General features: G+C 37.0%; 18 protein-coding genes, 1 tRNA gene, 1 other RNA gene, 1 riboswitch and 1 other annotated feature (1 of these 22 cut by a window edge). Of the genes, 5 read left to right on the top strand and 15 right to left on the bottom strand.

Features of this window, described 5'->3' with window-relative positions; all coding sequences use genetic code 11:
- The 5 genes from recR to tadA form a co-directional block, all read right to left on the bottom strand.
- A protein-coding gene (recR, locus tag AB3U99_RS00175; RefSeq protein WP_400244701.1) for a recombination mediator RecR crosses the window boundary here: on the bottom strand, positions 1-342 show its 5' portion. It extends 255 nt beyond the left edge of the window; 342 of the gene's 597 nt are visible here — the first part of the coding sequence; its start codon is at positions 340-342; its stop codon lies off the left edge, out of view.
- 11 nt (positions 343-353) lie between these two features.
- Positions 354-674, bottom strand: a complete 321-nt coding sequence (locus AB3U99_RS00170) for a YbaB/EbfC family nucleoid-associated protein (RefSeq protein WP_031539265.1) — start codon at positions 672-674, stop codon at positions 354-356.
- A gap of 76 nt (positions 675-750) precedes the next feature.
- Positions 751-2,454, bottom strand: a complete 1,704-nt coding sequence (gene dnaX / locus AB3U99_RS00165; protein WP_400244699.1) for a DNA polymerase III subunit gamma/tau — start codon at positions 2,452-2,454, stop codon at positions 751-753.
- A 221-nt stretch (positions 2,455-2,675) separates the two neighbouring features.
- An RNA gene (ffs, locus tag AB3U99_RS00160) (signal recognition particle sRNA large type) lies at positions 2,676-2,940 on the bottom strand.
- Positions 2,941-3,024: 84 nt separating this feature from the next.
- A complete protein-coding gene (gene tadA / locus AB3U99_RS00155) occupies positions 3,025-3,537 on the bottom strand; it encodes a tRNA adenosine(34) deaminase TadA (protein ID WP_400244698.1) in 513 nt (170 codons plus the stop codon).
- Between the two features lie 200 nt (positions 3,538-3,737).
- On the opposite strand from tadA, the gene AB3U99_RS00150 reads away from it, so the two are divergent.
- Together AB3U99_RS00150 and AB3U99_RS00145 are read left to right on the top strand one after the other, a co-directional pair.
- Positions 3,738-4,301, top strand: a complete 564-nt coding sequence (locus tag AB3U99_RS00150) for an isochorismatase family cysteine hydrolase (protein WP_400244696.1) — start codon at positions 3,738-3,740, stop codon at positions 4,299-4,301.
- A 35-nt stretch (positions 4,302-4,336) separates the two neighbouring features.
- Positions 4,337-5,623: a glycosyl hydrolase family 18 protein gene (locus AB3U99_RS00145; RefSeq protein ID WP_400244694.1), complete on the top strand. Its 1,287-nt coding sequence runs from the start codon at positions 4,337-4,339 to the stop codon at positions 5,621-5,623.
- A gap of 49 nt (positions 5,624-5,672) precedes the next feature.
- On the opposite strand, the gene AB3U99_RS00140 is transcribed toward AB3U99_RS00145, so the two are convergent.
- The 5 genes from AB3U99_RS00140 to AB3U99_RS00120 are packed head-to-tail and all read right to left on the bottom strand — an operon-like array spanning position 5,673 to position 9,372.
- On the bottom strand, positions 5,673-6,680 hold the full coding sequence (locus tag AB3U99_RS00140) for a ThiF family adenylyltransferase (RefSeq protein WP_400244693.1): 1,008 nt from the start codon (positions 6,678-6,680) through the stop codon (positions 5,673-5,675).
- A complete protein-coding gene (locus AB3U99_RS00135; protein ID WP_400244691.1) occupies positions 6,677-7,444 on the bottom strand; it encodes a thiazole synthase in 768 nt (255 codons plus the stop codon). The genes AB3U99_RS00140 and AB3U99_RS00135 overlap by 4 nt, the downstream gene beginning before the upstream one ends.
- A gap of 2 nt (positions 7,445-7,446) precedes the next feature.
- Positions 7,447-7,650, bottom strand: a complete 204-nt coding sequence (thiS, locus tag AB3U99_RS00130; protein WP_400244689.1) for a sulfur carrier protein ThiS — start codon at positions 7,648-7,650, stop codon at positions 7,447-7,449.
- Positions 7,647-8,777 (bottom strand): glycine oxidase ThiO, encoded by a 1,131-nt coding sequence (gene thiO / locus AB3U99_RS00125; RefSeq protein ID WP_400244687.1) that lies wholly within the window; start codon positions 8,775-8,777, stop codon positions 7,647-7,649. Before thiO ends, thiS begins: the two co-directional genes overlap by 4 nt.
- Complete coding sequence (locus AB3U99_RS00120) at positions 8,752-9,372, bottom strand: thiamine phosphate synthase (protein WP_400244686.1); 621 nt, start codon at positions 9,370-9,372, stop codon at positions 8,752-8,754. The genes thiO and AB3U99_RS00120 overlap by 26 nt, the downstream gene beginning before the upstream one ends.
- A gap of 116 nt (positions 9,373-9,488) precedes the next feature.
- Positions 9,489-9,600: riboswitch (TPP riboswitch) on the bottom strand.
- Positions 9,601-9,927: 327 nt separating this feature from the next.
- On the opposite strand from AB3U99_RS00120, the gene AB3U99_RS00115 reads away from it, so the two are divergent.
- Entirely contained in the window at positions 9,928-10,587 is a 660-nt protein-coding gene (locus AB3U99_RS00115; RefSeq protein WP_400244684.1) for a deoxynucleoside kinase, read from the top strand.
- Positions 10,565-11,236, top strand: a complete 672-nt coding sequence (locus AB3U99_RS00110) for a deoxynucleoside kinase (protein ID WP_031539253.1) — start codon at positions 10,565-10,567, stop codon at positions 11,234-11,236. The genes AB3U99_RS00115 and AB3U99_RS00110 overlap by 23 nt, the downstream gene beginning before the upstream one ends.
- A gap of 621 nt (positions 11,237-11,857) precedes the next feature.
- Here the strand turns inward: AB3U99_RS00110 and AB3U99_RS00105 are convergent.
- The 4 genes from AB3U99_RS00105 to pdxS all read right to left on the bottom strand — a co-directional run bounded on the left by AB3U99_RS00105 (position 11,858) and on the right by pdxS (position 15,312).
- Positions 11,858-11,950, bottom strand: a tRNA-Ser gene (locus AB3U99_RS00105).
- Positions 11,951-12,154: 204 nt separating this feature from the next.
- Positions 12,155-13,435, bottom strand: a complete 1,281-nt coding sequence (gene serS / locus AB3U99_RS00100; RefSeq protein WP_400244682.1) for a serine--tRNA ligase — start codon at positions 13,433-13,435, stop codon at positions 12,155-12,157.
- Positions 13,436-13,548: 113 nt separating this feature from the next.
- Positions 13,549-13,772 (bottom strand) — a binding site (T-box leader).
- Positions 13,773-13,823: 51 nt separating this feature from the next.
- On the bottom strand, positions 13,824-14,429 hold the full coding sequence (gene pdxT, locus AB3U99_RS00095; RefSeq protein ID WP_400244680.1) for a pyridoxal 5'-phosphate synthase glutaminase subunit PdxT: 606 nt from the start codon (positions 14,427-14,429) through the stop codon (positions 13,824-13,826).
- A gap of 1 nt (position 14,430) precedes the next feature.
- Positions 14,431-15,312, bottom strand: a complete 882-nt coding sequence (pdxS, locus tag AB3U99_RS00090; RefSeq protein WP_400244677.1) for a pyridoxal 5'-phosphate synthase lyase subunit PdxS — start codon at positions 15,310-15,312, stop codon at positions 14,431-14,433.
- A gap of 343 nt (positions 15,313-15,655) precedes the next feature.
- Between pdxS and AB3U99_RS00085 the strand changes: the two genes are divergently transcribed.
- On the top strand, positions 15,656-16,993 hold the full coding sequence (locus tag AB3U99_RS00085) for an ISLre2 family transposase (RefSeq protein ID WP_400244675.1): 1,338 nt from the start codon (positions 15,656-15,658) through the stop codon (positions 16,991-16,993).
- A gap of 163 nt (positions 16,994-17,156) precedes the next feature.
- Here the strand turns inward: AB3U99_RS00085 and AB3U99_RS00080 are convergent, their stop codons facing one another.
- Positions 17,157-18,488 carry a D-alanyl-D-alanine carboxypeptidase family protein gene (locus AB3U99_RS00080; protein ID WP_400244673.1) on the bottom strand — a complete coding sequence of 444 codons (1,332 nt, stop codon included), beginning with the start codon at positions 18,486-18,488 and terminating at the stop codon, positions 17,157-17,159.
- Between the last annotated feature and the right edge of the window lie 9 nt (positions 18,489-18,497).

Raw genomic sequence — 18,497 nt, 5'->3', positions numbered from 1 at the left:
CATCGGAGAAATAGCACCATGGAGCACATGATAAAGTCCATTATATTCTTTCATTTTTTCCATCGCAATAACATCTTTAGGATCTTGAACAACACATATAATACTTCGGTCTCTTCTGTTATCTTCACATATATAGCATGGATCTTGGTCTGTTATATGTCCACAAACCGAGCAATAAGTAAGGTTTCTCTTTGCATTAACAAGTGCCTTTGCGAAATCTAATACTGTATCTTCTTTCATATTTAATACAAAAAAAGCCAGTCTTGAGGCCGTTTTAGGCCCGATGCCTGGCAATTTCATAAAGCTGTCAATCAGCTTCGATATAGGTTCAGGATAATGCATAATCTCCCTCCTTAAAACATTCCAGGAAGATTTAATCCTTTTGTAAACTGACCCATTGTAGAGTTAGTAAGTTCATCCGCTTTTTTTAATGCATCATTTGTTGCTGCTAGAACAAGATCTTGCAACATTTCTACATCTTCTGGATCGACAACCTCTTCCTTAATAATAACATCAAGAATTTCTTTATGACCTGATACAACAACAGTTACCATTCCGCCACCTGCTGTTCCTTCAATTTTCTCCTCACCAAGTTGCTCTTGAGCTTCAGCCATTTTCTTTTGCATTTTTTGCATTTGCTTCATCATATTTTGCATATTTCCCATTCCACGCATTTATAATTACCTCCAGTTTATAGTTTCCCTTGGTTTATCTACATATTATGTACATATATAACCAATAGGTTCAAAATTAATCCTTCACTTCTAATAATTCTTCACCAAATAATTTTATTGCTTCCGAAACAATAGGATTATCTTGACGTATTTCTTCATCTTCCACATCAGACTCTGCATGATGGGAACTATTTAGAAAGTCTTCCCTAATAGTGAGCCATTGTTCTTCCGGGACTCCTAATAAATTATACCTTGTACCTATAAGCTGATACAAAGAATTAGTAATCGTCTCTATAAATTTACCATTATCTAATGCCATTTGACAGTGGATTTCATATTTAAACTTAATAATCAAGGAGTCAGATGACGCAGCAACTGGTTCTGCTTCATTCAATAATGCAGCCTGTGATCTCATTTGATTTTGCACTAACGTATTTAGCATTGCTCCCCAATTACTTTTTACTTTTTGTAGTTCTTGCTTCGTTGCATTTTTTAGAGTTTCCGTTATTTTACCTAACGGAGCTTGGAATCCTTTTCTATTCGTTCTTGCTTTTTTCTGTGCTGGCTGTGCTTCAACTGCTACAGGTACTCCATTTTGCTTGAGCTTCGTAACTTCTTGTTCTAAAGAAGTTATCTTATCAAGTAAAGAGTGTATTTCCGGGATATTTACATTTGATTGCCCAGATAAAGTCGCCGTCTCTAGCTGACACAGATTTACAATTGCCACTTCTAAAAAGATTCTAGGGTGATTTGTCCACCTCATATCTTGCTGTGTTTTATTTAATACGCGAATGAGCTCATAAATTTGTTCATGTGTATAGGTTTCTGCAAGATCTTTAAAATCATCATCCAATAAAACTCTCTCTAATGATTCTTCTAAGCGAGGCGCAGTTTTATATAGCAGCATATCTCGATAAAAAAAGATAAAATCTTCAATAAATCGATTAGAGTCTTTTCCCGCAAGAAGTAATTCATCTAATGATTGAAGACCTCTTACCGTGTCTCCATCTAAAATAGCTTTAGATAATGTATTTAAAAAGTTTTGGGAAACAGCTCCAGTTACTGTAAGAGCATCTTCTACTGTAACTACTTCATTGCTATAGGAAATAGCTTGATCTAGCAAACTTAACGCATCACGCATTCCACCATCCGCTGCTCTTGCAATCATTTGCAATGCTTTTTCCTCACAGGAGATTGCTGACTCATCCATAATCAATCTCATTCGATTGACAATCGCTTGCGATGTAATCCGTCTAAAATCAAATCGCTGACATCTTGAAATAATCGTTAAAGGAATTTTGTGAGGTTCAGTAGTGGCCAAAATAAAGATTACATGTTTAGGGGGTTCCTCCAATGTTTTCAAAAGAGCATTAAATGCTCCAATTGATAGCATATGCACTTCATCGATAATATAAACTTTGTAAGGTACAGAGCTAGGAGCAAATTTAACCTTATCTCTTATATCCCTTATTTCCTCCACTCCATTATTCGAAGCAGCATCTATTTCGATTACATCTGGTATAGTACCATCCGTAATGCCCCTGCACGCATCACACTCATTACAAGGTTCACCAATTGGTGCTCTCTCACAGTTAACAGCTTTTGCTAAAATTTTTGCTGCACTTGTTTTCCCTGTTCCCCTTGGTCCAGAGAACAAGTAAGCGTGAGAGATTTTTTGTTGAAGAAGGGCATTTTGCAATGTCTTTGTTACGTGTTCCTGCCCTACCACATCTATAAACTGCTGAGGACGCCAAACCCGATATAAAGCTTGATAGTTCATAGTACCCTCCATTTTTTATTCTTACTAATTATTATAGCTTATCCATTTATATTTTTACATCCATAATAGCATACATAAAGGTATCAAAATAGTTTCACTGTATAAAAAGAAAAACCACTTCGCATCCTTCTATTTAAACAAAAATATAACTCATTCATTCGTTTGCACCTTACAAAAAAACTCATCCTAGTGGATGAGTTTTGTATGTATAAATTAAACTGCCGTGCACCTTTCATCGACTGGCACCCATAAGCGTTACTTAAGTAGTTAGCTCGGTCCAGGTAACCCTGCGGCACATGGGGGTGTCCACTTAATGCTGCTTCCTTCCGGACCTGACATGGTTCATGGATTCCCATTGCGCAGGACCCGGACGTCAACACCACTTACTTAAGGCAGACCCTACAGGATACCAGCCTCAGAAAGGAATTCAGCCTCGCTAGAGCGGATTGCGAGTACAGGGCACCGCTACCTCCCCGCTTAGCACGACAAAATTGATACCGAATATTAGGTGTCCTAAGACACACTCTTAGTATACTGATAATGAAAGAAAAAATCAACATAAAGCATTTGTTAATTATTGTAAGAATCAATATTGCTTGCCTTTAGTCTTTTTTCTGCCTTCCTACGGTTTCTTATTTCCTGAAAAAAAGAAGTTAATAACCGTCCGCATTCTTGTGCTAATATACCAGAAACCACTTCACTCTGATGATTAAACCGACTATCTTGAAGTAAATTCATAAAGGTACCGGCACATCCTCCCTTTGGATCAGCAGCTCCATAAACTACTCGAGGGATACGTGACAACAGGATAGCACCAGAACACATAGCACATGGCTCAAGGGTAACATAAAGTGTTGCATCTTCTAACCTCCATGTCCCCAATACTTTACAGGCCATTTCAATGGCAAGTAATTCTGCATGGGCAACAGCAGATTGGTCCGTTTCTCTTAAGTTATGTGCTCTTGCTATTACCTCACCCTTATAGGCAACAACTGCTCCAATAGGCACCTCTCCTATTTCTGCCGCTTTCTGTGCTTCCTCTATAGCTATTTTCATAAATAATTGATCTTTATTTTCTTCCATTCTTACAGCCCACCTATATAAAAACACAAAATTTGTTATGAAATTTCTTCTTTGATTTAAACTAAGTAAGATAGAGATAAATAAATACAACCATTCCACTTTGGATAAACAAGTAGCAAGTTATTGGTTGGACTGATTTACCTCCTAGCAACTAGAACCAATGCTTCATTCTACCATTTTACATAGAAAAGGAGAACCGTATGGAATCATCTAACACAGCTCTCTTAATTATTGATATGATTAATGACTTTAATTTTGAGCATGGAAATATTTTAGCAGAAAAAACATTGAAAATTGCAGATCAAATTCAATTACTAAAAAAGCAATGTGAAAAAGAAAATATTCCGATTATCTATATCAATGATCATTATAATTTATGGCAAGCAGAATTGAACAAAGTAATGGAGTACTGTAAAAATGAAAAAAGCGAATCTATTATTGACAAAATAAAGCCAGCTGACACGGATTATTTTTTAATAAAGCCAAGACATTCTGCCTTTTACGGGACAGCATTAAATACATTGCTTACCCAGCTGCAAGTAAAAAATCTTATCCTTACCGGGATTGCTGGCAATATTTGCGTTTTATTCACCGCAAATGACGCCTATATGCGGGAATATCCACTTCTTATCCCAGACAATTGTATTGCTTCTGTTGACGATGAAGATAATCAATACGCTATTCGAATGATGAAAAATGTTATGAGCGCGAAAATATTTACATTCAAAGAAAACACAAGCATTTCTCCTCTTTCTTCCTCATAAGCTGTAATAATGTATCCTTATCAGGAGGGAAGAATATGCAAATTCATGTTGTCAGCAATAATCAAACGTTAACAGGCATTGCAGCTGCATACGGTACTACGGTTAATGATTTGGTAGAAGCGAACGACCTGCCAAACCCGAACCGATTAACAATAGGGCAAGCACTCGTCATTCCCATTATCGGAAGCTTTTATTGGGTACAGCCAGGAGACAGCCTCTGGTCTATCGCTCAAAGATTCAGATTAAATTATGAACAATTAGCCTCTATTAATTCCATTCCTGTAAACCAATCTTTACAAGTCGGCTTACGTTTATATATTCCAGAACGTCCGAAAAGACCAGTTGATACTAATGCATATGTGGAACCAAGAGGAACATCCGTTGCCCCTAATTTAGAGGCAAGTGCGCGAGAAACAGCTTCTTATCTAACCTATCTCGCTCCTTTTAGTTTCCAAGCATTACGGGATGGAAGCTTAAAAGAACCGCTCCTCAATAATTTCCCTAGCATCGCCCAAAGAAATAATAATGTACTCATGATGGTCATTACGAACCAGGAGAACGATCAATTTAGTGATGATTTAGGAAGAATCCTATTAAATGATGAAACCATCCAAAATAACTTTATCAATAATATAGTCACAACCGCTAAAAAATACGGATTCAAAGATATCCATTTTGATTTTGAATATTTAAGACCAGTTGATCGCGAAGCCTATAATTCCTTCCTGCGCAAAGCCAAAAATCGCTTTTCACAAGAAGGCTGGCTATTATCTACTGCTTTAGCTCCTAAAACAAGTGCCAATCAAAAAGGAAAATGGTACGAAGGACATGATTACAAAGCACACGGAGAAATTGTTGATTTTGTTGTCATCATGACATATGAATGGGGCTATAGCGGCGGACCTGCTATGGCTGTTTCTCCTATTGGACCAGTTAGAGATGTACTAGAATATGCAATCACCGAAATCCCCCCTTCTAAAATTATGATGGGGCAAAATCTTTATGGATATGATTGGACACTGCCATTCGTCGAAGGATCAATTGCAAAAGCACTTAGTCCTCAAGCGGCAATACAGCTTGCAGCTGCTAATAATGTCGCTATTCTTTATGATCAAAAGGCACAGGCTCCTTATTTTAAATATACAGATAGTGCAGGGAAATTACATGAAGTATGGTTCGAGGATGCCCGGTCCATTCAAGCTAAATTCAATTTAATTAAAGAATTAAATTTAAGAGGAATTAGCTATTGGAAATTAGGGTTACCATTTCCTCAAAATTGGCTTTTAATAGTAGATAATTTCCAAGTAACGAAAAGAACTTAAATACAAAAGGAAAGGTCTCTTTTCAACCAGACCTTTCCTTTTGTATCTTTTAACCAATTAATTTCGTATAAATTGATTTTGCCATACTAACCTCTGAGGTTCCATGAATAATAGCCCGACCATCCTTAAATAGGATTACTCGATAATCATCATAATGAAAAGAAACTAAATAGGGATTTGCAATTAAATTTTCTACCAGTGATTTCCATCTTTGCGAGAGCCCGTATAAATCCAATTCCTTAAGAATAGGCGGGCGAATATGAACCGCATCTCTCCCACATAGTACAGCCGCTTTCGTTTGTTTTTGCGAAGATAAATACGGAAAGTCCGCATTGCCCCCACAAGCAGGACAGCTGTTATTTCTTAATGCAGCGACATTCACTTCTGCATATTCCATTTTCCAAATATCAAAGGAACGAAGGACTGGCAATATTGTTTTACCCGAAAGAATCTGCATTGCTTGTGATACTTGCATTGCAGCAACCCACTGAACGATGGGACTAATAACACCTGCAGTATCACACGTAATTTGCTGAGAAGGAAGCTGTTCAATCAAGCAATGGAGACATGGTGCATGTTCTCCTACAACTGAATACGAAAGTCCATAGCTCCCTACACAAGCTCCAAATAGAAAAGGAATATGATGCTTAATCGCAGCATCATTTATCACCATTCTCGTTTCAAAATTATCCGTTCCATCCATTAAAATAGAAGCACCACGAATGAATTTTTCAACCGTATGATAGTTAATATCCTCCACAATCGACTCGATAAGCGTATGACTGCTAATTTCCTTTAGTCTCTTCTCTGCAGCAATTGCTTTAGGGAGCTTTTTCGCCGCATCCTCTTCTGTATATAGCTGCTGTCTTTGCAGATTACTTTGTTCCACGTAATCACGATCGATAATGGTGAGTTTCCCTATTCCCGCTCTAACTAGCATCTCAGACACTGCCGATCCTAAAGCTCCGGCTCCTAAAATAACAGCATGACTATTTTCAATATTTCTTTGCCCATCTTTTCCAATAAATAATTCTTGTTTCAAAAAACGACTAGTCATGATGTAATCATCCCAGTCAAAGGACTACTTGCGACTCCATAATTTTTCTCTTCTATTCTTCCTGCTTCGTACCCTAATCGGCCTGCCTCAATCGCTAGTTTCATAGCAAGAGCCATTGTAACTGGATTTTTCGCATTTGAAACCGCCGTATTTAAAAGCACTCCATCTGCTCCAAGTTCCATTGCATATGCTGCATCCTTGGGAGAACCAATTCCTGCATCTACAATAACAGGTATTGTACTTTGTTCTATAATAAATTGTAAATTTAATGGGTTGATAATTCCTTTTCCAGACCCAATTGGTGAAGCACCAGGCATAATGGCATGTACGCCTAGCTGCTCCAGCCGTTTAGCAAGCACCACATCATCAGAAGTATAAGGCAAAACAATAAATCCTTCTTCTAATAACTGTTCAGAGGCCTTTAACGTTTCTACCGGATCTGGCAGCAGCGATTTTTCACAACCAATTACTTCAACTTTAATCATGTCGCATAATCCCGATGCTTTTGCAAGCTTTGCGATTCTTACCGCTTCTTCTGCTGTTTTTGCGCCCGCTGTATTAGGAAGTAGTATATATCGTTTTAAATCTAATTGCTCTAAAAAGTTCGGCTGTGATTCTTCAAATATATTCATCCTGCGTACAGCAAAGGTTAGAATCTCACTTTGTGATACTTCTACAGCCTTTTTTTGCACCTCAAATGACGGATATTTCCCTGTTCCAAGTAATAAACGAGACCGAAAAGTGCGATTTGCTATTTTTAACATTTTTATCCTCCTCCAACAAAATGAATTAATTCCACACTGTCTTTTTCTTTTAATGCATGGGCTTGATACTGCTCTTTTTGTAAAATATTTTTATTTATTTCCACGATGACAATACGATTACTTAATTCAAAGAAATGCAATAAATCCTCAACTGTAACTACCTTCTCCGGCAGCTGCTGTTCCTTCCCATTCAATTGGATGTTCAATTGCTTCCCTCCCTATACGCGAAAAAATTTCGCTCCACTTTAAATGCATCTACCCACTGTTTCTCTACAGGCGAACCTATGATTAAATCACGAATCATCTTCCCTGTTGCCGGTGCTAATAATATGCCATTCCTTTGATGTCCTGTTGCAAAATATAAGCCTTTCATCTCTGGATGCTCTCCTATAAATGGGTATCCGTCATAAGTTTGTGGTCTAAGTCCCGCCCATGCCCGCTTCCATTTCATTTTTCCAACTTCCGGTATCATTCTTTTTGCTTTTTGTATCACTTCTTCTATTCCATCAAGGGAAGGTTCCTCACTCCAATCATTCCATTTTTTCGTTGCACCAATAATAAGCTCATTATTATTTCTAGGTACAATATAAAATTGATCATGAAATACAGAATAATGTAACGGAGCTCCTTCATTTATTGCAGCCACACATTCGCCCTTTACAGGAATAATTTCATGAGATAATCCTAATTGCTGAAAAAAGTTATTACTCCACACTCCGCTCGCAATGACAACATTATCTGCTAAAAAGGTCCCTTGCGACGTTATTAGTAAATATCCCATTCCATTCTTCTCCACTCTTAATACATGGGTATATTCATAAATTTCGGTTCCAAATAGCTGAGCCCCTTTACTTAGACCATTACATGCTATTAATGGGGTTATATGTACATCCTCTTTTAAATAGGCAGCTCCTACAATATCTGCTGCTAACTGAGGAACTTTTTCCCTTGCTTCTTTGCAATCCAACCATTCCACCGACGATAAGGAAAGAATAGATTCCATGTCTCTCCTTTCTTCCTCTGAATAAGCAAGCTTCAATAATCCGCCATTTTTCTTTTCAAAATCAATAGCTGTTAGCTCTTTTATCTCTTCATAAAGTTCTTTATATAAAAGCTGGCTACTTCTTGCAAATGGATAGAGATGCTTAAATTCTTTATATTCGGAATGAGCACCTAGCATCCCAGCTGCTGCACTAGTTGATTTCCCGCCAATTTGCTGTGCTTCGAAAATAGCTACTTTTCTCTTCTCTTTTGCCAAATAGTAAGCAATAGAACTACCGATAATTCCACCACCAATAATTGCGACATCAACTTTCTTCGCTTCCAAGCTCATCACATCTTTCTCTTATACTTTTCACTGTCTTTAATGGATGGGATGATGAAAAAATAGCCGACATAATAGCCACTCCATCTACACCAAAATTAGCTAGTTCACCTATTCGTTCTTCCGTAATTCCTCCTATAGCATACAGTGGAATAGATATTTTTCTTTTTATTTCAGAGATAGTGGACAATATGATAGGCTGCTTTCCCTTTTTACTATTTGTAGGATAGCAATGACCATACAAGACATAATCTGCATTCCTTTTATCTGCTAAAACAGCCTCTTCTTTGCTATGAACGGATACACCTATAAACATTTCAGGAAATCTTGTTTTCACGTGATTAACAGACAATCCACTTGTCGGTAAATGGACATTTTTTAACGCATGCAATGTCACAATATCAAGACGATCATTAACGATTATTTTACTCCCAGGTACCCCTTCCTTAAGCAAATCATCACATAGCCAATAAATTTCTTTTGGGCTTTTGGCTTTCTCTCTAATTTGCAGATAATCCACATATGGATGGATTTCTAATAAAATAGCTGAAAGCTCCTTTAAAGAATGTTTATTATCTGTTACAGCCATTATCTTAATATTCATCACCTCAACTTATCATTTAGAAGGAAAAGTGGCTGAAAACGGCAAAAACCACTTTTCCAATTATAGAAAAGTGGTTAATAAACTACACCTAATGAAAAGTTCATCAGGCATGCATATTTATTGATACTCCACTTTCCTACGCAGGTACGAACCTGTTCAGGTTTTGAGGGTTTAAAAAGTAACTACTTTTATTCTCAGCCCTTATCAAGGGATCCCCTAGTGATTCATTTATAAACTTTACCCATATAGTACCATAAATCAATAATTTAGCAATAAAAAAATTCTAAATCTTCCTACTCTTTTACACATTCACTATGATAATCATTCGTTAATCGAGGGTTATATTTGAAATTAGACAGAATAAATCTTCAGGAAAAAACAAGCATATGTCCACATCACTCTCCATGTGTTAAAATGACTCTTGTACTATTTTTATTACCTACTAAAGGAAGCAATTCTTTGTATAGGCTACAATAGCAAAGTTCTCGATTTCAGCTAACCTGCAGCCTTTTGAAAATGTTTGCTCCTCAAAATAAGAGAACAGGAGGGACAAGTGTGAATAGTATCCCTTTTATTACAGTAGAAGGACCTATTGGAGTTGGGAAAACTTCTTTAGCTAAATTACTCTCAGAGTACTTTCAATACGAGCTTCTAAAAGAAATTGTCGAAGAAAATCCTTTCCTCGGTAAATTTTATGAAAATATTGATGAATGGAGTTTTCAGACAGAAATGTTTTTCCTGTGTAATCGATTTAAGCAGTTAAACGATACAAGAGACCATTACCTATCTAAAAATATTCCTGTAGTTGCGGATTATCATATATTAAAAAATCTTATTTTTGCTAAAAGATCTTTACAGGATAATGATTTAGAGAAGTATGTTCGTATATATGAGGTGTTAACAGAAGACTTGCCAATGCCAAATATTATTATTTACTTACATGCCAGCTTGGATACAATAATGGCACGAATCAAAAAAAGAGATAGAGATATCGAAAAAAATATTAGTCCTCTTTATTTAGAACAGCTAGCTTCTGATTACGATATTGTTATGAATGACTTCAAAAAAAACAACCCACAGATTCCTGTATTAGACTTCAATGGAGATACACTGGACTTTGTTCAAAATAAACAAGACTTAGTAAAAATTATTGACACAATAAAAGAAACTTTAAATATAGGAGCCTTTAATCATGAATCTACGAACAAAATATAATATTCCTAGCAATTCCGTTATTACGATTGCAGGAACAGTCGGTGTCGGAAAATCGACGCTAACGAATGCATTAGCGGATGCTTTGCAATTTCGGACTTCCTTTGAGAAAGTTGATACAAATCCATATCTTGATAAGTTTTATCATGACTTTAGTCGATGGAGTTTCCATCTACAAGTATATTTTTTAGCTGAACGCTTTAAAGAGCAAAAAAGAATCTTTGAATATGGGGGCGGGTTTATTCAAGATCGTTCCATTTATGAAGATACAGGTATATTCGCGAAAATGCATTATGAAAAAGGAACAATGTCAGAAGTAGATTATGAAACATATACAAGTCTTTTTGATGCCATGGTGATGACACCTTATTTCCCACATCCAGACTTGTTAATATACCTTGAAGGATCTCTTGATGACATTTTACAGCGAATTGATCGAAGAGGTCGTGAAATGGAAAAGCAAACACCAATTGATTATTGGAAAGAGATGCATGGAAGATATGAGAACTGGATTGAGTCTTTCTCTGCATGCCCAGTTCTTCGTTTAAATATTAATGAATATGATGCTATCGCTGGAACACAGTCCATCGAACCAATTATCGAAAAGATAGGAACGATTCTTCAGCAAAAAAACTATAGCCATAAAGCATAAAAAGGACTTTCCTTAGTTTACAATTACGAGGCTGGGACATAGTATTCCAGCCATAGATAAACCCGAACAACCATAAGAGTTCCATATGATTGTTCGGGTTTATATTGGTTTATAAAAGGCTATTTCAGTAAAGATGGTGTTATTATCCGCAGCCTGAATACACTTCGCTTTCCATGGGGCGAGCGCCGAGCCTCCTCACAACTCACGTTAAGGCCACTGAAAAACTGTTTAGCTATTGATGATTAGTAGTAACCACCTTTTAAACTTAGATATGGGAATTGTTTTCCGAGGTGACCGCATGACTCACTGGGGCGAGCGCCGAGCCGCTTCGTCGCTACGCTCCTGCAGGGTCTCGGACTTTCTCGCTGCTCCCATAGGAGTCTACGTGTATTCAGGCTGCGGGTCATAGCAACAAACTTTACGAAAACAGCCTTTATTTAAGAGCTAAATTAAAGATTATTCGTCTTTACAGATTGGTTATTTAGTTTTGTCCCAGCCTCGTACTCCAAAACAATAAAGAAAATCCTTTTTTCTTTTTATATAAACAATAAAAAACCTGCTACTGTAGTAGCAGGTCACATATATCTCCAAATATTATGCGCAATGTAAATTTTAAAATCATGGAGGAGGAAAGGGGATTCGAACCCCTGCGCGGTTTGACCCGCCTGTCGGTTTTCAAGACCGATCCCTTCAGCCGGACTTGGGTATTCCTCCATCAGACAAGTAATAATATATCATCTATCAAAGATTAAGTCAACTATATTTTTCACTTTTTTATTTTTTATTTTTCCTATCAATAAACATATAGAAAAACGCATTTTTTATTAGCTATTCTTCTTCTTTCAATTAAGAATAGCTGACCTCTTGGAAGAGTATAAGCCCTTCCAAGAGGTCATGCCCTTTCATCTATCTATTGCCTTACTCAGGAGAAATTACTTCTCTATTTCTCATATAAGGTCGAAGTACTTCAGGAATTATAACACTTCCATCTGCTTGCTGATAATTTTCTAGAATAGCTGCAACTGTTCTTCCAATCGCAAGGCCAGATCCATTTAATGTGTGCACATGCTCTGGCTTTCCTTTAGGCTCTCTGCGGAAGCGAATATTTGCTCTTCTCGCTTGGAAAGCCTCAAAATTACTACAAGAAGAAATTTCACGGTATGTATTATAGCTTGGAATCCATACCTCTACATCATACTTTTTCGCTGCTGTAAAGCCTAAATCTCCTGTACACATGCTCAATACACGGTACGGCAACCCTAGAAGCTGTAATACTTTTTCAGCATTTCCTGTTAAAGATTCTAGCTCTTCATAAGAATCTTCTGGTTTCACAAACTTAACAAGCTCTACTTTATTAAATTGATGCTGTCTGATTAATCCTCTCGTATCTCTACCTGCAGATCCTGCCTCAGAACGGAAGTTTGCACTAAATGCTGCATATTTGATTGGAAGCTGGTCCCCATCAAGTATTTCATCTCTATGCAAGTTCGTTACAGGTACCTCTGAAGTTGGAATTAAGAAATAGTCTTCTTTTTCTATTAAAAAAGCATCCTCTTCAAACTTAGGCAATTGTCCCGTACCTGTTAGACTTGCTCTATTCACTAGGAAAGGAGGAATAATCTCTTTATATCCATGTTCCTCTGTATGCAAATCAAGCATGAAATTAAATAATGCTCTTTCTAGTTTAGCCCCTAAACCTTTATAAAATACAAAACGGCTTCCTGTTACTTTTGCTGCTCTTTCAAAATCTAGCAAATCTAAGTCAGTAGCAACATCCCAATGTGGCTTTGGTTCAAAATCAAATTTTCTAATTTCGCCCCATTTTCTAATTTCAACGTTATCATCTTCCGTATCTCCTACTGGAACACTCTCATGAGGAAGATTTGGAATTCCTAGCATAATGGTTTGCAATTTTTCTTCTACATCACGTAGCTCATTATCATATTCTTTAATTTTTTCGCCAACTTCTCGCATTTCCACAATAAGAGCTTCTGCATCCTTTTTCTCTCTCTTTAAAACTGCTACTTGCTGTGATACTTCATTTCTTTTACTTTTTAATTGTTCTGTTTCAACAATAAGCTCTCTACGTCTTACATCCAATGCTTCAAAGTTTTCAAGCTCTGATAAATCTTCTCCTCGATGCTGTAACTGACTTTTAACAAAATCAAAATTAGCACGAACAAATTTTATATCTAACATATTTTATTCCTCCCATTTTTTTATTCTATATGCAATCCACTTCTTTTAAGGTTAGATGCCCTGTGTTAGAAATTCTCAAGCTTTTTTGGAAAACAAAAAACTCCCGTCCCCAAAAAAGGGACGAGAGTTACCCGCGTTGCCACCCTAGTTAAAAGCAAATAATGCTTTTCACCTTAAAGATCATAACGGTTTTTAGCCGAAAACAATTACTAGCAATATATGCGTTCCTTGTTTTTACTCTAGGATGGATTCACAAGCTTTATTCACCGATTCACACCAACCATCAGCTCTCTTTAAGAATAAGTAACCTGTTACTATTTCCTATCATAGTAGATTCCATATATTAATTGCATTTATCTTACTATAATTATTTCCGAAATTCAACAGCTTATGCAAATAAGTGTTGCTTAGCTTCTATCACCATATTTATAAAATATCCAGTTAAGCGATGATCGTCTGTTAATTCAGGATGGAAAGAACAGCCTAAGAACTGCCCCTCTCGCGCTGCCACAATACGATCATTATGTTTAGCCAGCACTTCTACATTTTCGCCAACGCTCACGATATGTGGTGCACGAATAAACACGGCTGTAAAATCCTCTGCTACTCCTGCGATATCTAGGTTTGCTTCAAAACTTTCCTTTTGTCTTCCAAAAGAATTACGCTCGACTTGTACATCCATAACACCAATATGGGGTTTATCATAGCCCTTAATGGATTTGGCCAATAAAATTAAGCCTGCGCACGTTCCAAACATTGGCTTCCCAGATTGAGCGAACGCTTGAAGTGCATCCATAAAGTCATACTTATCAATTAATCGGCGCATCGTTGTGCTTTCCCCGCCAGGAATAATTAAGCCATCGATCTCATCTAGCTGTTCTTTTTTCTTTACAATAATAGCCTCTGCATGATTCGCCTCAATAGCATTAACATGCTCTCTTACAGCTCCCTGTAAACCAAGGACCCCTATTTTTACGTTTGGCATTGTATTCATCTTACCAACCACGCTCTTGCATACGTGCTTCTGGGCTTAAGCTAGAAATTTCGATTCCTTTCATTGCTGTCCCAAGGTTTTTAGAAATTTCTGCAATTAACTTATAATCTTGATAATGAGTAGTTGCCTCTACTATTGCTCTAGCGAATTTTGCAGGGTTGTCTGATTTAAATATACCTGAGCCTACAAATACACCATCTGCACCTAATTGCATCATAAGAGCGGCATCAGCAGGTGTTGCCACACCACCAGCAGCGAAATTAACAACTGGTAGACGACCTAATCTTTTAATCTCTAAAAGAAGCTCATATGGGGCACCTAAGATCTTAGCTTCTGTCATTAATTCATCTTCGTTCATATGAACAACCTTACGTACTTGTGCATTTACTTTTCTTATATGACGGACTGCCTCAACTATATTTCCTGTTCCTGGCTCCCCTTTTGTACGAAGCATAGAAGCACCTTCACCGATACGTCTTGCAGCTTCTCCTAGGTCACGACATCCACAAACAAATGGAACAGTATATTCATTTTTATTTAAATGAAACTCTTCATCTGCCGGGGTTAAAACTTCACTCTCATCAATGTAGTCTACACCCATAGCTTCAAGTACTCTTGCTTCGACAATATGACCAATACGTGCCTTTGCCATTACAGGGATTGTTACTGCATTCATTACTTCCTCCACAATTGTAGGATCAGCCATTCTAGCTACTCCACCAGCTGCGCGAATATCTGAAGGAACTCGTTCAAGAGCCATTACTGCTACTGCTCCTGCTTCCTCTGCAATCTTGGCTTGTTCTGCATTAACAACATCCATGATCACTCCGCCTTTTTGCATTTCAGCCATTCCACGTTTTACTCTATCAGTCCCAGTTTTCATTGTTTGCCCCCTGTAAAGTCTCTTTTTTAACATAAAATTTTTGAAATCTTTCGAAGAAAATTATTATTCCCTAATGAAAATAAACAATAAAAAAAAGCTTCTGTCAATACAAGAAGCTCTTTTTCTTACATTTTTCCAAATGTATGCAATTTATCTAGGTATGAGTAAAATGTTTGTGGGGGAATAAATATCCTTTTTGTATAGTTGGGGGACGAGTCCCCCAACTATACAAAAAGGCCACCAAGCGAGAGCGCGGTAGCTGGAAAAAATTAAGCATTAAAAAAGAGAGCTTCCTTTTGTAAAGTAGAGTTTGCCTAAAACACTACGAAAAGGAGAGGCTCTCATGAATGAATGTAACATAAAATTACCATCATTAAAAGAATTGGAAAAAACTTTATTTCGAACGCTACAAAATACGTTTCAAGAAATCCTTGTTCAAACATTAGAAAATTGGGATCTAGAGATTGCCCAGCAACGAGATAAAAGAAGATTTGCTTTACGAGATAAACGAGATATACGATTAGAGACAGCTTTTGGAGCAGTGGAGCTGAAGCGTAATTATTATTTCGATCGTGTGACCAAAAAATATATTTGTCTATTAGATCACTATTTACAGTTTCAGGGGAATAAGGGATTTAGTCCGCTACTAGAAGAATGGGGGTTAGAACTAGCGACGAATGGCTCCTCCTATCGAAAGGCTGTGGAAACCTTAGAACAGTTTTTAGGCTATTCGGCGATGAGCCACGAAGCATTACGGCAACATCTTCTTCAAACAAACGTGCATCCAGTTACGGAAAAACGTCCCTTTCAAAAGGTCTTGTTTGTCGAAGTAGATGGATTATATGTGAAGAGCCAAGAAAAGAAAAAGCGTGGATGGGAGTTGAAATTCGCCGCTGTACACGAGGGATGGAAAGAAAACGGAAAGCGAGTCAGGCTCCGAAATAAAAGGCATTTTCTTTATGAAGGAAAAGAACCCTTTTGGGAAGCCTTTGAAACGTTCTTACAGAATAATTATGCGTATGATCCTACCCAAACCTTGCTTATTATTAATGGCGATGGAGCAGGCTGGATAACGGCATGTCGGGAGTATTTTCGTGAACGCGCCTTTTTCACCATGGATCGTTTTCATGTAGCTCGTTCGATGAAACAGCTAATGAAGAGCCATCCCCGATACCGCTACATGAAAATAGCGTTAAAAAACTACCAGGTAGAAAAATTACTTCTAGAGTTGAATAGTGCAGTAGGAACAATGGAAACACCAGAAGAAGAAGAAAAACTAGAGCATTTACTTGCCTTTTTAACGCATCATCAGGAAACCATAAAAGATTATCGTAGTTGGTTACAGGAGAAAGGCGTGGACACGACAGTGTATCGACCAATGGGAAGTGCAGAAGCAATGATGAATCAATTAGCCAAACGATTAAAAAATGGAAGAGCATGGAGCAAAGAAGGGGTCATGAGCATAGCACGATTATGGATTGGACTAAAAGATGACCTATCCATCCAAACGATATTTGGTAAATGGGAAAAAGCCACGGAAAAATCAAAGAAAGAGCATCGACCGAACAGAAAAATATCAACAAAATTAGTAACAGAAACCGTGCGTCAGAACATTCCATACTTAAATCAGGCGATTGGAAAACCCATTCACTTTGCATTACAGGCATTAAAAGGTTTTTAAAAAAGAAAAAAACGAAATGTTGATGAAAGAAAACATTTAGAAAACGGATACAAAATTAGAAGTTTTACTTTATAAAAAGGGAGCAATAAAAAACTCCCACAAAAACTTGACTCAATCTTTATCTAGTCAATTATTGACTTTTACTTATTTCATAAACTTTTAATTAAAACCAACCTTTTACAGTATCAGAAACACTACCCCATACATTCGAGAAGAATGAACCAATACCGCGCATTGCTAAAACAAACCAATTTGCCTTTTCAACCGTTTCATTTGCTACTAAGTCTACTTGTACCTTTTCTTTTCCATCACTAGTTAAGAATGGCACTTCTTTTCCATCTTTCGTTTGTACTGTTACATAACCAACCTTATCCCCTTTTTTAACTGGAGCAGTTAGTTCACCATCATCATTTAATTTCTTTTCATCCAAAACAACTTTTGCTACATAATTTTCTTTTTCATTATTTTTGATTACTAAGTTAATTGCATCCTTAGTACCAATACTTACTTTATCTTCTTTTCCTTTTGTTACATCCACTGTTTTATTTTTGGCATCCACATAATTTGCAGGAAGAATCTCTTCAGTAGTGAAATTTCCAAAAGCATAGTCTAGTACTTTTCTTGCTTCTGCAAAACGAGAATCCTTCGTTTCACTTTTCATAATAACAACAATGTAACGTTGGTTCCCTTTTTGAGCTGTAGCAGTAACGTTGAATTTTGCATAGTCAGTAGAACCCGTTTTTAATCCATCTACCCCTTCATATCCATAAATCAAAGAAGGTATTAGCCAATTGAAGTTTTTATATTCTCTTCCATCTCTGAACTTCAGACTCGGCATACCAGAAGTCTCTAAAATTTCTGGATAATCATGGATTAAGCGGAATGCTAATTTCGCAACTGCTTTAGCTGACATTTTATTTTCATCTGTATCGCTTCCAGCTGGGATATTTCCTAATAAATCACTATTATTTAAACCAGAAGAGTTAACAAATTCAAAATCAACTAATCCTAATTCTTCAGCCTTTTGATTCATTACACTAATATAGTTTTTCTCTGTACCTGCAATTAACTCTGCCAACGCAACTGTCGCAGCATTCCCTGAATGAATGGCCATTGCTTGATACAATTCCTTAACTGTGTATTCTTCTCCTTCAGTCAGCCCTACATTTGATAACTCAGGAGCACCTGACAGTCTGTGAATATAGTTATTAATTTTTACTTTTTGATCCCAAGAGATTTTTCCATTTTTTATTGACTCCAGAACAATATATTCTGTCATCATCTTTGACATAGAAGCGACTCCAAGAAGCTCGTCAGTATTTTTTTCATATAATATTTCTCCGGTATTTGCATCCACTAATATCGCTGCTCCTGCATCCAATCCAAGCTCATCATTTTCAGCAGCGCTTGCTTGATACGGTAGAACTGTTGATAGTGTACTAAAGAATAGTACGGCAATGATGAAAGACACCGTCCACTTTTTTACTTGTTTCAATATTAAAAC

The sequence above is a fragment of the Niallia tiangongensis genome (assembly GCF_044704065.1).
Classification (GTDB): domain Bacteria; phylum Bacillota; class Bacilli; order Bacillales; family Cytobacillaceae; genus Niallia; species Niallia tiangongensis.
Note: the sequence above shows the minus strand (reverse complement) of the source record. Positions and strands in the feature narration are given on the sequence as shown.